General features: G+C 58.2%; 14 protein-coding genes. 6 read left to right on the forward strand and 8 right to left on the reverse strand.

Translation table 11 applies throughout. The annotated features are described in order from the left end of the window. Position 1: 1 nt before the first annotated feature. Together ACN0TS_RS16690 and ACN0TS_RS16695 are read right to left on the reverse strand one after the other, a co-directional pair. Complete coding sequence (locus ACN0TS_RS16690) at positions 2-1,183, reverse strand: aminotransferase class I/II-fold pyridoxal phosphate-dependent enzyme (RefSeq protein ID WP_417260498.1); 1,182 nt, start codon at positions 1,181-1,183, stop codon at positions 2-4. Between the two features lie 129 nt (positions 1,184-1,312). Beyond that, on the reverse strand, positions 1,313-2,641 hold the full coding sequence (locus ACN0TS_RS16695) for an amidase (protein ID WP_417260499.1): 1,329 nt from the start codon (positions 2,639-2,641) through the stop codon (positions 1,313-1,315). Positions 2,642-2,733: 92 nt separating this feature from the next. Between ACN0TS_RS16695 and ACN0TS_RS16700 the strand changes: the two genes are divergently transcribed. Next, positions 2,734-3,957 (forward strand): FAD-dependent monooxygenase, encoded by a 1,224-nt coding sequence (locus ACN0TS_RS16700; RefSeq protein WP_417260500.1) that lies wholly within the window; start codon positions 2,734-2,736, stop codon positions 3,955-3,957. Positions 3,958-3,964: 7 nt separating this feature from the next. On the opposite strand, the gene ACN0TS_RS16705 is transcribed toward ACN0TS_RS16700, so the two are convergent. The 5 genes from ACN0TS_RS16705 to ACN0TS_RS16725 all read right to left on the reverse strand — a co-directional run bounded on the left by ACN0TS_RS16705 (position 3,965) and on the right by ACN0TS_RS16725 (position 7,494). Next, complete coding sequence (locus tag ACN0TS_RS16705) at positions 3,965-4,159, reverse strand: Trm112 family protein (RefSeq protein WP_417260501.1); 195 nt, start codon at positions 4,157-4,159, stop codon at positions 3,965-3,967. Then, the gene (locus ACN0TS_RS16710) at positions 4,159-4,785 is read right to left on the reverse strand and encodes an LON peptidase substrate-binding domain-containing protein (protein ID WP_417260502.1); all 627 of its coding nucleotides are present in this window, start codon (positions 4,783-4,785) and stop codon (positions 4,159-4,161) included. Before ACN0TS_RS16710 ends, ACN0TS_RS16705 begins: the two co-directional genes overlap by 1 nt. Positions 4,786-4,812: 27 nt before the next feature. After that, complete coding sequence (gene trxA, locus ACN0TS_RS16715) at positions 4,813-5,718, reverse strand: thioredoxin (RefSeq protein ID WP_417260503.1); 906 nt, start codon at positions 5,716-5,718, stop codon at positions 4,813-4,815. Positions 5,719-5,788: 70 nt separating this feature from the next. Further along, positions 5,789-6,577: an exodeoxyribonuclease III gene (locus ACN0TS_RS16720; RefSeq protein ID WP_417260504.1), complete on the reverse strand. Its 789-nt coding sequence runs from the start codon at positions 6,575-6,577 to the stop codon at positions 5,789-5,791. Positions 6,578-6,807: 230 nt separating this feature from the next. After that, on the reverse strand, positions 6,808-7,494 hold the full coding sequence (locus ACN0TS_RS16725) for a response regulator transcription factor (protein WP_417260505.1): 687 nt from the start codon (positions 7,492-7,494) through the stop codon (positions 6,808-6,810). Between the two features lie 173 nt (positions 7,495-7,667). Here ACN0TS_RS16725 and ribA point away from each other — a divergent pair, with 173 nt between their 5' ends. Then, positions 7,668-8,756, forward strand: a complete 1,089-nt coding sequence (ribA, locus tag ACN0TS_RS16730) for a GTP cyclohydrolase II (RefSeq protein WP_417260506.1) — start codon at positions 7,668-7,670, stop codon at positions 8,754-8,756. Continuing rightward, positions 8,753-9,253: a L,D-transpeptidase family protein gene (locus tag ACN0TS_RS16735; RefSeq protein WP_417260507.1), complete on the forward strand. Its 501-nt coding sequence runs from the start codon at positions 8,753-8,755 to the stop codon at positions 9,251-9,253. Before ribA ends, ACN0TS_RS16735 begins: the two co-directional genes overlap by 4 nt. Before the next feature lie 6 nt (positions 9,254-9,259). Here ACN0TS_RS16735 and ACN0TS_RS16740 read toward each other — a convergent pair whose 3' ends face one another. Beyond that, positions 9,260-9,913, reverse strand: coding sequence for a YggS family pyridoxal phosphate-dependent enzyme (locus tag ACN0TS_RS16740; RefSeq protein WP_417260508.1), 654 nt, complete (start codon positions 9,911-9,913; stop codon positions 9,260-9,262). Positions 9,914-10,126: 213 nt separating this feature from the next. On the opposite strand from ACN0TS_RS16740, the gene ACN0TS_RS16745 reads away from it, so the two are divergent. The 3 genes from ACN0TS_RS16745 to leuS form a co-directional block, all read left to right on the forward strand. Next, on the forward strand, positions 10,127-11,167 hold the full coding sequence (locus ACN0TS_RS16745; RefSeq protein WP_417260509.1) for a porin: 1,041 nt from the start codon (positions 10,127-10,129) through the stop codon (positions 11,165-11,167). Positions 11,168-11,331: 164 nt separating this feature from the next. Then, positions 11,332-11,895, forward strand: a complete 564-nt coding sequence (locus ACN0TS_RS16750; RefSeq protein WP_417260510.1) for a DUF3576 domain-containing protein — start codon at positions 11,332-11,334, stop codon at positions 11,893-11,895. 101 nt (positions 11,896-11,996) lie between these two features. Beyond that, positions 11,997-13,545: leucine--tRNA ligase (gene leuS / locus ACN0TS_RS16755; protein WP_417260511.1), on the forward strand; the 1,549-nt coding region annotated here is incomplete at its 3' end.

The following is a 13,545-nucleotide window of genomic DNA, read 5'->3' on the forward strand; positions in this document are numbered from 1 at the left end:
CTTACCCGTACAAACAGTCGCGAAGCGTGATCAGCCCGCGCTGTGTTTCTTCTTTTGGGGCCACCAGAGCGACCCGAATATAGCCCGCGCCGGGGTTTCCCCCATCCGCGTCACGCGACAGATACGCGCCAGGAAGGACGCGAATGCCTGTTTGCGTCCATAGTTTCATAGCCGCCTCTTCGCCATCAGCGACAGGAAGCCAAAGGAAAAATCCCGCTTGAGGTGCCCCGCATCCGTCGATGCCGTCAAACACCTCGTCAGCGATATTGAATTTCTCAACGTAGAGCGCACGCGAGGCCTCAACGTGGGCCTCGTCCGCCCAAACCCGCTCGGACACCGCTTGGATTGGCAGCGGGAGCGGCGCACCTGCGTAGGCGCGAAGTCGTTTGATGTGGTGGATGTTTTGGGGACCAGAAGCCACAAAGCCAGAGCGCAAACCGGGCAGGTTCGAGCGCTTGGACAGCGAGTGGAAAATCACCACCCGTTCAGGGTCCGCGCCCATGTCACGTGCCACTTGCAAGGCACCCACGGGCTTTTCACCGCGATAAATCTCGGAATAGCATTCATCCGCAAACACTTTGAAATCGTGCTTTTCGGCCAGTGCGATCAGGTCGCGCAGGTAGTCATAGGACGCCACGGCTCCTTGCGGATTGGACGGGCTACAAATGTAGGCAATCGCCGTGCGGTCAAGCACCTCGGCAGGCAGGCTCGCGTAATCGGGCAGGAACCCTGTCTCGCGCGTTGCAGGCACGAACACGGGCTCGGCGCCCACGGTCACAGCGGCCACGGCGTAGACCTGATAAAACGGGTTGGGCGTCAAAACCACGGGCTGTTTGCCGTGTTTGGTCTCGGGGCACAGCGCGATACAGGCGTTCATCAATCCCTCACGTGTGCCATTGAGCGCCATCACATCGGTGGCGGGATCGACAGTCACGCCAAAACGACGGGCAATCCACGCGGCAATCGCAGCACGCAGGCCGTCGGAGCCATCGTTAGGAGGGTATTTGGCAAAAAGAGACACGTTCTGAGCCAACACGTCAGCCACGAAATCGGGCATGGCGTGGCGGGGTTCGCCAATGGTCATATGCGTCACATCTCCGCCCGCGGCATGCGCGTCGAGAAGGCTCCGCAAACGCGGAAACGCATATTCTGGCAGGTTTGAAAACCGCTCAGGGAACGTCATGATTACTGCTACTGCCTCATTTTCCGGATCATTTTCGCCCGGTTCATTGCCACTAGGATAGCGGGACGCGCCGCCTCGGTCCACAAAAAGAGGCGGTTTCTTACCCCCCTTGGACACAATATGTGGCTTTTAGGCCAAGGCCGCCTCAACAGCCGCCCCAAGCCGGAGCAATCTCGCTTCGGAATTTGGTGGGGTTTGCAGCGAAATTCCCGTAGACGCAACGCCTGTGGGCAGGGTCAATGCGGCCAAGCCAAGCAGGTTTCCGACCCGCGTATTGCGCAGCGCGAGCAAGTTTTCGGTCACATAATAATCGGCATCGGTCATAAGGCGCTCAATGTCCGGCGGCATGATCGGCGCGGTGGGCAAAATCACCGCATCATAGCCCGCTGTCTGCGCGAGGTATTGGGCGCGCAAACGGTGCAACATTTTCCATGCTGCCACATAGTCACAGCCGCCAAAGGCCTCCCCCGCCCTAAAACGGTCAAGAATGCGCGGATACATTAGATCAGGCGCGGCTTCGATCACATCGCGCCACTCGGCGTAGGCTTCGGTATTGAACAAAACTGCAGACAGCTCCATCGCCTCATCGACAACGGGCACAGCGGCGCGGTCGATTTTGGCTCCTGCGGATTTGAGTTTTTCAACCGCTGCTTCAAACCCTTGGAGCGGTTCAGCGCGAATATCATCAAACACCACATTATCGAGAATCAACAAACGCGTTCCCGCAAGAGATGCACCGCGCAGATCGGGCGCAGGTGTCCCGTCGAGAACGGCAAAGGTCGCCGCCGCATCCTCGACCGTTTTGCACAGCGGCCCAACGGTATCAAAAGACGCCACAAGCGGGACAATACCGTCGAGCGACAGCCGCCCTGAGGTGGTTTTCAGACCAACAAGATCGTTCCATGCCGAGGGAATGCGCACGGACCCGCCCGTGTCGGACCCGATTGCGCCCGCCGCCAAACCGTAAGCCACCGAGGTCGCAGCCCCCGAGGACGATCCGCCCGAGACAGCCGCTTCATTGTTCACACAGGGCGGGGTCGCGGTGATGGGGTTGAGGCCCAGCCCTGAAAACGCCAATTCACTCATATGGGTTTTGCCCAAAGCCACCAGACCGTTAGCGGTGGCACGTTGGAGCGCTTCGGCATCCACCGAAGGAACGCGGTCTTTGAGCAGGGCGGACCCCGCTTCGGTCGCGACCCCCGCCGTATCAAACAGGTCTTTCCACGACACGGGCACCCCATCAAGTAGCCCACGCCGCACGCCCGCTTTTGCACGCTCAGAAGCAGCCGTAGCCTCCGCCATCGCGCGGTCCTCCATGAAGCGTGCATAGATGCGATCCGACAGGCGGTGCGCCTTTGCCCGATCAAGAAAATGCGCGGTTAAATCAACGGGATCAATCTGACCCGCCCCAATCGCACGACCCAGATCGCACATGCTCATTTCGTGGTAGTCGGCCATAATCTATCCCTGAAAACTGTCACGTCGGTTTCCCTAGGCTAGCGACGCAAAGGCGCATGGACAATCCCGTTCGGCACGTCATATTGACGGTCATGACACATACAAGCGATCTGCTCATCGTAGGTGGCGGCCTTAATGGACCCGCCTTGGCCTTGGCCGCAGCAAATGCGGGCCTCAGCGTGACTATCATTGACGCGCTGCCTGCACATGCACGCATGTCTGAGGATTTCGACGGGCGCGGCTATGCGCTGTCCCTTGGGTCTCAGCACCTACTCAAAGCCATCGGCGTCTGGCCCACGGTCGCGCCCAATGCCCAACCGATCCTCGACGTCAAGGTAACGGACGGCAAACCCGGTGAGGCCCCTGCCCCGTTTATGCTTGAGTTCGATCACGCCGAAATCGACGACGGCCCTGTGGGTTTTATGGTCGAAGACCGCTTTTTGCGCCGCGCCTTTCTCGACGCCTTGGACAACCACGACAATATCACCCAGATCGAGGGCATGGTCGCGGCGCAAGAGGTCACGGCGCATGGCGCGACGCTGACCCTTGCCGATGGCACAAACCTCGAAGGCAAGCTGATTGTCGGCTGCGATGGACGTGGATCTGGCACGGCCATTCGTACAGGGATCAAACGCACAGGATGGAGCTACAAACAAACCGCGCTTGTCTGTGCCATTCAGCACGAAAAACCTCACGGGGGTTGCGCCCATCAGTATTTCCTGCCCCCTGGCCCGCTTGCTATTTTGCCTCTGCCCAACAATCAAAGCTCGATTGTCTGGACCGAGAGCGACAAGGTTGCACAGCAAATCCAAGCGTTGTCTGACGCGGACTACCTCGAAGTGCTCAAGCCACGTTTCGGGGATTTTCTCGGGGAGATTTCGCTCGCGGGGGGACGGTTCACCTACCCTCTCAACATCACCCTCGCCAATGCGTTCTATGCACCGCGCGTGGCCTTGGTCGGGGATGCCGCCCACGGGATGCACCCCATCGCGGGGCAAGGATTGAACGCAGGGCTAAAAGATGTGGGGGCGTTGACGGAAGTCCTTGTCGAGGCCCATCGCCGTGGCGAAGACATCGGACGCGAGGATGTTTTGGCCCGCTACAGCCAGTGGCGCAGGTTCGACATCGCAACCATGGCGCTGATGACTGATACGTTCAACAAGTTGTTTTCAAACGACAATCCAATGCTACGCCTCATGCGCGATCTCGGAATGGGCGTTGTGAATTCACTGCCAAGCGTGCGGCGCGAGGCGATCCGTGAGGCCGCTGGCGTGAATGGCGATCTGCCCAAGCTGATGCGTGGAATTGCGCTTTAGCAGGCACTTAGTCGTCGAGTTTGCGCGCCTCGGAGATCAACATGATCGGAATACCGTTGCGGATCGGGAAAGCCAGTCCTGCGGCTTTGGAAATCAATTCCTGATGCTCGGCATCATAGCTTAGCACCGTATGCGTCTCGGGACACACAAGCGACTCCAACATGCGGCGGTCGAATTGGATTTGGGTTTGCGCGTCGTCCATCACATCATCTCCTCATTGGTGCCGCCATGCAGGGCGAACTCCATTAGCGTTACCAGAGTTTCGCGGCGAGTGGAAAGGGACGGTGCTTCTAAAAGCGCCTGTTTGTCCTCAGGATCAAACGGCGCGAGCATTGATAGAGAATTGATCAGCAACTCGTCATCCGCCCCATGCAGGCTGTCCCAATCGGTTTCAAATCCGACGTTATCGAAATAGCGGCGCAATAGGGCCATGAACGCCGCACGATCCAAAGCAGGATCATGCTCTGCGCGTCCCAAATCGGCGGCAAAGCTATCCCAACTCACCTCGAATGAACGATAGGGCGCAAAACCATTGACCTCAGCACCAATCCGGAAACGCGAGATACCCGTCAGGGTGATCATGTAGCGGCCATCTTCCATCTCGGAAAACGCCGTCAGACGCCCCGCACAACCAATCGCGCTCAAACGGCTCTCGGTAATGGGTTGAACCATCCCGATTAAACGCTCTGGCGTTGCCATGCAGTCTTCGACCATCTGCAAATAGCGCGGTTCAAAGATATGCAACGGAAGCCGCGCCCGAGGGAACAAAAGCGCCCCGGGCAACGGAAAGACAGGGATCACCCTTGGAAGTTTGGCCGCTTTCATCATGTGAGCCTATCTAGCGCGGCAAAGCCGTCAGGCAAACAGGATCGACGACAATTTACGGCGCCCATCGAGCGCGATCTTGTCATTGGGCGCAAGTGCGTCAAAAATCTTGAACAGCTGCGTTTTGGCCGCGGCGTCATTCCAGTCGCGATCCGTCCGAACGGCCTCCAACAAGACATCAACAGCACCCGCAACATCGCCCGTGCCATGCAGCGCGGTGGCCAGTTCGAGTTTGACCTCCATATTGGCAGGCTCAGCGGCAACTTTGGCGCGCAGTTCGTCAACGGGGCCAGCCGACTCGGCCTCCCGTGCGAGCGCGATCTGCGCCTGAACCGCCTCAATCGCGGCTTTGGTCGCCACTTCGGCGGGTGCGCCGTTCAGCACTGCTTCAGCAGCATCGAGATCGCCCTTGGCCACATGGCATTTCGCCAGACCCGCAAAAGCGGCTGCGGCATTGGGGTCCTCTTCGAGAATAGCGGCAAAAGTCTCAAGCGCGTCGTCCACAGCGCCCTCTTCCAACATTGTCTCCGCAGCTTCGATCGCATCGGAAAGCCCGCCGTCCTCTTCGTGCATGGCGGCGATTTTGGTCACAAAGGCATCGACCTCGGACTGTGGCAATGCGCCTTGGAATCCGTCGACAGGTTGGCCCTTATGAAAGGCAAAAACGGTTGGGATAGATTGCACGCGCATCTGGCCTGCAATCCCTTGGTTCTCGTCCACGTTGATCTTGGCCAGTTTGACTTTGCCACCCGCTGCGTTCACAGCCGCCTCCAAAGCGGGGCCAAGCGTTTTGCACGGTCCACACCACGGTGCCCAGAAATCCAGAATGACCGGGGTCTCATGGGAGGCATCAATGACCTTCGCCATGAATTCGGCTTCGCTGACATCAAATATGTTTGCGCCAGCTGCGGCTGTCGTTGTTTGCCCTAAATCCATAGTGTCATCTCCGCTAAAAAGTCTGTTGGCTGTTATATGCGCTGTTTAGGGCGTGATTTAAAGGGGCTCGCTAGAGGTCAAATGTCGCAAACACCGGCGCGTGATCTGAGGGTTTTTCCCACCCGCGAGCAGCGCGCAACACACGGCTTGAATGAGCGGCATTCGAAATGTCAGGCGTCGACCAGACGTGGTCAAGACGACGGCCCTTATCCGCCCCGTCCCAATCCTTGGCGCGGTACGACCACCACGAATAGAGCAATCCGTCGGGGATATCCTGACGGGTGATGTCGACCCATTTTCCTGCGTCTTGGACTTGGGCAAGATGGTCAACCTCAACGGGCGTATGCGAGACGATTTTGAGAAGTTTCTTGTGATCCCAGACATCATCCTCGCGCGGTGCGATATTAAGATCGCCCACGAGGATCGCCTTCTCAGGCGCGTCAGCAAAAAACGCATCGCGCATTTCGGTGAGGTAGTCGAGCTTTTGCCCGAATTTCTCGTTGACCTCACGGTCGGGTTTGTCGCCACCTGCGGGCACATAGAAGTTGTGGATGGTCACGCCATTCTCCAACTTTCCCGCGATATGACGCGCATGACCGAGGGAAGCGTAATCCTCCGCCCCTGCTTCCACCATTGGGATTTTGGACAAGATCGCCACGCCGTTGTAGCCCTTCTGGCCACGGGCAACCATGTGCGTGTAGCCCAACGCGTGGAACCGCTCCATCGGGATTTTATCGACGGGGGATTTACACTCCTGAAGACACAGCACATCAGGGGCTTCCTCTTCGAGCAGTTTGCACACAATCGGTTCGCGCAAACGCACGGAGTTAATATTCCACGTAGCAAGAGTGAAGGACATGAGGCTCGTCTCCTTTGGATCGAGGCAAACACTAGCGCCGCGCCGCCGCCAAGACCACCCGAAAGCCGCGCAAAAAAATAAGCCCGGCTACGAGAGCCGGGCTATATAGGGAGGAGGGAACTAGGGACTGCGTATCTTACCCGCGATACGCTGCGGCTTCGAAAAGACAACACGCGAGACCATCAAAAGGTTCCCGCGTGTCTGCATTTTTTCAAAAGTTTTTTGGGACGTTAGGCCACGAGGCGATATCCACCCGATTCCGTCACCAAGAGACGCGCATTCGAGGGATCAGGCTCGATTTTCTGACGCAGGCGGTAGATGTGGGTCTCAAGCGTGTGCGTAGTCACGCCCGCATTGTAGCCCCAGACCTCGTGCAACAAAGTGTCACGCGCCACGATACCTTCGGTCGCGCGGTAGAGGAATTTCAGGATGTTGGTTTCTTTCTCGGTCAGGCGGATTTTCTTGTCATCCTCCGTGATCAACATCTTTTGCGCAGGTTGGAACGTATACGGCCCAAGCTGGAACACAGCGGCTTCTGATTGCTCGTGGGTGCGCAACTGCGCACGGATACGCGCCAAAAGCACAGGGAATTTGAACGGCTTGGAGACGTAATCATTCGCGCCAGCATCGAGGCCAAGGATCGTGTCAGCATCGCTATCTTGGCCTGTAAGCATCAGGATCGGGGATTTCACACCAGATTTGCGCATCCGTTTGCACAGCTCGCGGCCGTCGGTGTCGGGCAAGCCTACGTCGAGAATGATAAGGTCATAGTGACCTTCCTTCACCCGTTCCATGCCGCTGGCACCATCGCCCGCTTCGAAAACATCGAAGTCTTCGGTCATAACGAGCTGTTCGCTCAATGCCTCGCGCAGATCGTCATCATCATCCACAAGGAGAATTCGTTTGAGAGTGGCCATTGTTCAGACCTCCTGCATTTATCTCTGTCTGGGATAGATGTGATGTGCGATCACGCGTTCGACAAGATTTGCGACAGTTTGCTCACGCAAGCGTGTGCAATGAATGCTAAATGTTTCACATTGCGTCAATAATCGCTACATCAGTGGCCACGATTGTAACGGAAAGCCCCTCAATGAGCCTCGCGCCCAGCCTGCCAGAGTTAATCGCCCGCGCCCGCGCCGACCTGCGCATGGGGGTGCCTGTGGCCTTGCGCAGCAGCCAAGGCGACGCCATTGCAATAGCCGCCGAAGGGCTCTCCCCCGAGCGCCTCGCCGACATGACGGCATTGGGCACGCCGGTTTTGACCATCACCGCACGGCGTGCCACGACGCTAAACGCGCGGGCCTATGACGGGGATGTAGCGCGATTGACGCTGCCGAAAGATGCAACAACGCTTTGGGTCGGATCGGTCGCAGACCCCGCCGACGACCTGACCCACCCGATGAAGGGGCCATTCACCTCTATCCGTGACGGTGACGCCTCTGTGCATCGCGCCGCCATCACGCTGGCCAAATCCGCTCGCCTGTTGCCCGCCGCCCTTGTGGTTTCGGTGGACAATGCGACCCAGATCGCGAGCGACAACGGGCTGACCGTTTTACCCGTCGAGTTGGCCCTGCCGCATATGGCCGACCTCGCGCCGCTCACCGATGTGATCCACGCCCGCGTGCCGCTCATCGCGTCCGAGGCGGGGCGCGTGCATGTGTTTCGTCCCGATGATGGCGGCGAGGAACACTTTGCGGTCGAGATTGGAAAACCTGATCGCAGCAAACCCGTTCTGGCCCGCCTGCATTCGGCGTGCTTCACGGGCGATCTGCTCGGATCGCTCAAATGCGACTGCGGCCCGCAACTGCGCAGCGCTCTCGCACAGATGGGAACGGAGGGCGAAGGCGTGCTGCTCTACCTCAACCAAGAGGGGCGCGGCATCGGTCACGCCAACAAGATGCGCGCCTACTCGCTACAGGATCAGGGCTTTGATACCGTCGAGGCCAATCACCGCCTCGGATTTGAAGACGATGAACGCGATTTCAGAATCGGTGCGGCGATCCTCAAAGAAATGGGCTTTGGCGCCGTGCGCCTGATGACCAACAATCCCGCAAAGATCGCAAAGATGCAGGACCAAGGAATCACCGTCACCGAACGCGTTGCGCTCAAAGTCGGTGAAAACGCCCACAACACCGCCTATCTGGCCACCAAAGCCAAAAAGTCGGGGCACCTGCTGTGACCCGCGCAGTTGGTCCCGAGGATATTGTGGTGACCAAATGGGGCGCACGGTTTCGCGGACGCCGCTTTCCCTGCGCCATTGGCAAGGGCGGAATCACAAATGCCAAACGCGAAGGCGACGGAGCGACACCGCGTGGCATTCACGCCCTACCGCAGATCTGGGCACGCCCCGACCGCGTGCAGGTCCACGGTGCACACCAAATTACCCCCCGCGATCTGTGGTGCGATGCCCCAAAACACGCACTCTATAATAGCGCCGTAAAATCACCCTTCTCCGAGAGCCATGAAAAACTGCGCCGCGCAGACCGTCTTTACGACCTGTTTGTGGTCACAGATTGGAACTGGCCCGAGGCGACAGCGCACAAAGGCTCGGCTATTTTCATCCACAGATGGCGCAAACCGCGCCACCCGACAGAGGGCTGCGTGGCCTTTCGTGCCGATCACCTTGCATGGATCGTGGCCCGTCTCACACCGCGCAGCCGCTTGGTCATACGCTAGGACCGATCATCCGTAGTCGCGATCCCCGAAGATGGCAGAGCCGACACGGACATGGGTTGCACCACTTGCAATCGCCACCTCGAAATCCCCCGACATGCCCATCGACAAACCCGCGATCCCGTTACGTTTGGCAATCTCGGCAAGCATGGCAAAGTGTGGTTTGGGGTCGGTTCCTGCGGGGGGAATGCACATCAATCCCTCGATCGTGAGCCCCATATCGCGGCATTGCGCAATAAAGGCGTCCGCATCAGGCGGCAGGATACCTGCCTTTTGCGGTTCCTCGCCCGTGTTCACCTGCACGAACAACCGCGGACAATGGTCCAACTCGCCCGCCAGACGCGCAATCGCCTTGGCCAGTTTCGGACGGTCCACCGTTTGGATCACGTCGAACAGCTCCATTGCCTGACGCACCTTGTTACTTTGGAGCGGACCGATGAGGTGCAATTCGACACCTGAGAAGCGGGATTTGAAGTCTGGCCACTTCTCGGAAGCCTCCTGCACCCGATTTTCCCCGAAAACACGGTGGCCTTTCTCCAAAACAGCGGCGACTCGTTCGTTTGGCTGCACTTTGGACACGGCGATCAACTGAACCGCGCCCTTTTTGCGCCCCGCAGCCTCAGTGGCTGCCAAAACACGCGCGTTAACCTCTTCAAACCCCATATTTTCCCCTCTTGTGTCGCATTTCCTGCCTGTTTTCCTTGTATTGCCTGTGATGTGGGGCGTGCAACAGGTGTGTGTCCTCGTTGCATCATTTTTACCTATCCTGCCCAAACGCCCCGCCTGTCGCTTGACCAAAACACTCATTCAGCGCATTTCATTCGGCATGTGTCGGGCAACCCGGCATCCTGAATTTTTAAACTCCACGAGGGCACTATGAAAAACATCCTTCTCTCCTCCGTAGCAGTACTCGGCTTTGCCGGCGCAGCTGCTGCTGAAGTTACCTTCTCCGGCGACGTAACTTTGGGTTACAACGACGACATCAAAAACGCCGTATACGGCGATGCAGGTATCAACGCCGCTCTTTCCCAAGAGCTGAACAACGGTTGGACTGCTGGCGCGACTTTCGCCATTGACGCAAGCAACCTGATTAACGGCACAGTTGCCTACGACAGCGACTTCACCGTCTACGTTGAATCCGACATGGGCGGCCTCTACTTCGGTGAGTACACTTCCGCTGTTGACCAACTCGTTGCTTCTCCTGAAGGTCTCGCAGACGGCATGACCGACTACGACGACGACGACATCGGCGACGCCGGCGAGAACCTCGTCCTCAAAGGTTCCTTCGGTTCCGTTCAGGCCGCAATTTCGACTGTTGTCCTCGACAACGGCACAACTGACGGTACAACCGCAGCAATCGCTGGTTCCTTTGGTTCCGTGAACTTCTCCTTCGGTTACAACAACGGCTTCACATCAGCTATTGTCCCCGCTTTCGCAGCTTCCGACGCAACCAACCTGAACGTTGGCACCACCTTCGGTGGCGCATCGGTTAACGTTGGTGTTGCTAAAGTCGGCGCCGACACCAACTACGGTATCGAAGTTGGTTACCCAATGGGTCCAGTTGCTCTCTCCGTTTGGTACGCAAACAACGATTCAGCTGGTGACGTATACGGTCTGAAAGCTGTCTACGAAGATGGCCCAGTCTCCGTCACTGCCAAAATCGAAGACGCTGGCACAACAACCTACAACCTCGAAGGCACATACGACATGGGCAATGGCCTCCTGCTCGGTGCTGGTACGGTTGACGGCGAAGGCGAATACATCGCTGCGAAATACGACCTCGGCGGCGGCGCAACCTTCCTCGCGTCCTACGCTAACGGCGATGTTGACGGCGCAACTACAGACATCGGTGACGCATACGACTCCGATTTCGAACTCATGGACGGTCTGACACTTGAAGTGTCCCTGTCCTTCTAATCTCTCCTGAGATTTAGAATACGTTTGGGCCACCCTTCGGGGTGGCCCTTTCCGTTTGTCGGGCCCGATTTGCCCACCATTCCGCCCCAAGCCTGCGTCTAACCACTTGTTCCCTCTCACATTGGCCTATACGGTTGCGTCGATTGATATTGAGGGGATCAAGCATGTACCGTCCAAGCCTTGCTCTATTTGCAACACTGGCCCTGACCGCCTGTAGTGGCGGCGGAAGCCTCGGCTCACTGAGTGACAGCCTCGGATTTGGCTCGATTGGCTCTGGCCCGTTCTCGGGGGGAGGCAAGACGGTCGTCACCGATGGCGGCCAAGTCGTTGACACACGCTCAACAGGCCAAGCGGTCGAAATCCCCAATGGCGAAACCATCATCATCGAACAGCGCAAAGCCCGCACGATCTTTGGCGGCGGACGCAATGGCGCGTCGAGTGATGTTCAGGTCAACAAATACATCTGGAATGCCGCGCTCGAAGTGTTGTCCTTCCTGCCCGTGCAATCCGCCGATCCGTTTACCGGCGTGATCACCACAGGCTATGGCACACCACCCGGTGGTGGCCGCGCCTACCGCGCAACGATCCACGTCACTGACCCTGCACTGGACGCGAGGACGCTCAACATCTCGCTCTACACCCGTGGCGGTGCAGTCAGCGCCGCAACCGTGCGTGCCGTCGAGGACGCCATCCTGACCCGCGCCCGCCAATTGCGCTCGGGAAAGTAACAGACACCACATTGGCCTCTAGACCCAAGAGGGCCAAAGGATTATCACCACGCCGGGCCGCTGATGCCCGGCGTTTTACGTGAGAGACGAAGGAAACCGATATGAGCCGCTACGCGCCCGCTGATCTGGAACCGAAATGGCAAACTGCCTGGAACGAGGCTGAGGTCTTTCTCGCCAAACGTGACCCCGACAAAGAGAAATACTACGTCCTTGAGATGTTCCCCTATCCGTCGGGCCGCATCCACATCGGTCACGTGCGCAACTACACGATGGGCGACGTCGTCGCGCGGTATAAATCGTCCTGCGGTTTCTCGGTGTTGCACCCAATGGGTTTCGACGCCTTCGGGATGCCCGCCGAAAATGCGGCGATGGCCTCTGGCGGACACCCGAAGACATGGACCTACGCCAATATTGACACAATGGTTGACCAGATGAAGCCGCTCGGCTTGTCGATCGACTGGACGCGTATGTTTGCGACCTGTGATCCTGAGTACTACGGCCAGCAGCAGAGCATGTTCATCGACTTTCTCGAAAAGGGGCTGGTCTACCGCAAGAACGCCACCGTGAACTGGGATCCCGTCGACATGACGGTTCTGGCCAACGAGCAGGTCATCGACGGCTGCGGCTGGCGCTCGGGTGCGCCGGTGGAGCGCAAGGAGTTGACCCAGTGGTTCTTCAAAATTTCCGACTATTCCGAAGACCTGTTGGAAGCCATCGACCGTCTCGACGACTGGCCCGACAAGGTCAAGACGATGCAGAAAAACTGGATCGGCAAGTCGCGCGGGTTGCAATTTGCCTTCTCGTTGATCGACGCGCCTGAGGGCCACGACCGCGTGGAAGTCTACACCACCCGCCCCGACACCCTGCGCGGCGCATCCTTTGTCGGTATTTCTGCCGATCACCCTCTGGCCAAGAAACTCGCCGCCGACAATCCCGAGGTTGCCGCCTTCTGTGACGAATGCCGCAAGGGCGGGACGACTGAAGAGGCCATCGAGAAGACCGAAAAGCTCGGCATGGATACCGGCCTCAAAGTGCGCCATCCATTCGACACCGCATGGGAATTGCCTGTCTATATCGCCAACTTCATTCTGATGGATTACGGCACAGGAGCGATTTTCGGCTGTCCTGCCCACGATCAACGCGACTTTGATTTTGCCACCAAATACGGCCTACCGATCAACTACGTCTTTGCGCCCACAGAGGGCGAACTCGACACATCCGAGGCCTATGCGCCCTTCAAAACCGATGCGGTAAAATATCTGCTCGGCTTTGCGGGAGATGAGGTCCAGACGGGTGAACAAGCCGTCGAAGCAGCTATTGATTTCTGCGAGGCCAACGGCGTCGGTCACGGCGTGACCAAGTACCGTCTGCGCGATTGGGGCCTGTCACGGCAACGCTATTGGGGCTGCCCCATCCCCGTGGTCCATTGCGAAAGCTGCGGCGTGGTGCCGGAGAAGAAAGAGAACCTGCCTGTCAAATTGCCCTTCGACGAAGATGGCAAGCCGATTGATTTCTCTGTTCCCGGCAACCCGCTGGACCGTCACCCGACATGGCGCAACACGACCTGCCCGAAATGCGGCGGCGCGGCCCTGCGCGAGACGGATACGATGGACACATTCGTGGACAGTTCGTGGTATTACGCCCGCTTCA

Origin of the sequence: Celeribacter sp. (assembly GCF_048266405.1) — a bacterium.
Taxonomy (GTDB): Bacteria; Pseudomonadota; Alphaproteobacteria; order Rhodobacterales; family Rhodobacteraceae; genus Celeribacter.

Excerpts from the sequence above, each read along its gene's own strand:
- ACN0TS_RS16695 (WP_417260499.1), bottom strand. The coding sequence starts at position 2,641 with ATGGCCGACTACCACGAAATGAGCATGTGCGATCTGGGTCGTGCGATT.
- ACN0TS_RS16740 (WP_417260508.1), bottom strand. The coding sequence starts at position 9,913 with ATGGGGTTTGAAGAGGTTAACGCGCGTGTTTTGGCAGCCACTGAGGCT.
- ACN0TS_RS16720 (WP_417260504.1), bottom strand. The coding sequence starts at position 6,577 with ATGTCCTTCACTCTTGCTACGTGGAATATTAACTCCGTGCGTTTGCGC.
- trxA (WP_417260503.1), bottom strand. The coding sequence starts at position 5,718 with ATGGATTTAGGGCAAACAACGACAGCCGCAGCTGGCGCAAACATATTT.
- ribA (WP_417260506.1), top strand. The coding sequence starts at position 7,668 with ATGAGCCTCGCGCCCAGCCTGCCAGAGTTAATCGCCCGCGCCCGCGCC.
- ACN0TS_RS16745 (WP_417260509.1), top strand. The coding sequence starts at position 10,127 with ATGAAAAACATCCTTCTCTCCTCCGTAGCAGTACTCGGCTTTGCCGGC.
- ACN0TS_RS16705 (WP_417260501.1), bottom strand. The coding sequence starts at position 4,159 with ATGGACGACGCGCAAACCCAAATCCAATTCGACCGCCGCATGTTGGAG.
- ACN0TS_RS16750 (WP_417260510.1), top strand. The coding sequence starts at position 11,332 with ATGTACCGTCCAAGCCTTGCTCTATTTGCAACACTGGCCCTGACCGCC.
- ACN0TS_RS16690 (WP_417260498.1), bottom strand. The coding sequence starts at position 1,183 with ATGACGTTCCCTGAGCGGTTTTCAAACCTGCCAGAATATGCGTTTCCG.
- ACN0TS_RS16725 (WP_417260505.1), bottom strand. The coding sequence starts at position 7,494 with ATGGCCACTCTCAAACGAATTCTCCTTGTGGATGATGATGACGATCTG.
- ACN0TS_RS16710 (WP_417260502.1), bottom strand. The coding sequence starts at position 4,785 with ATGATGAAAGCGGCCAAACTTCCAAGGGTGATCCCTGTCTTTCCGTTG.
- ACN0TS_RS16700 (WP_417260500.1), top strand. The coding sequence starts at position 2,734 with ATGACACATACAAGCGATCTGCTCATCGTAGGTGGCGGCCTTAATGGA.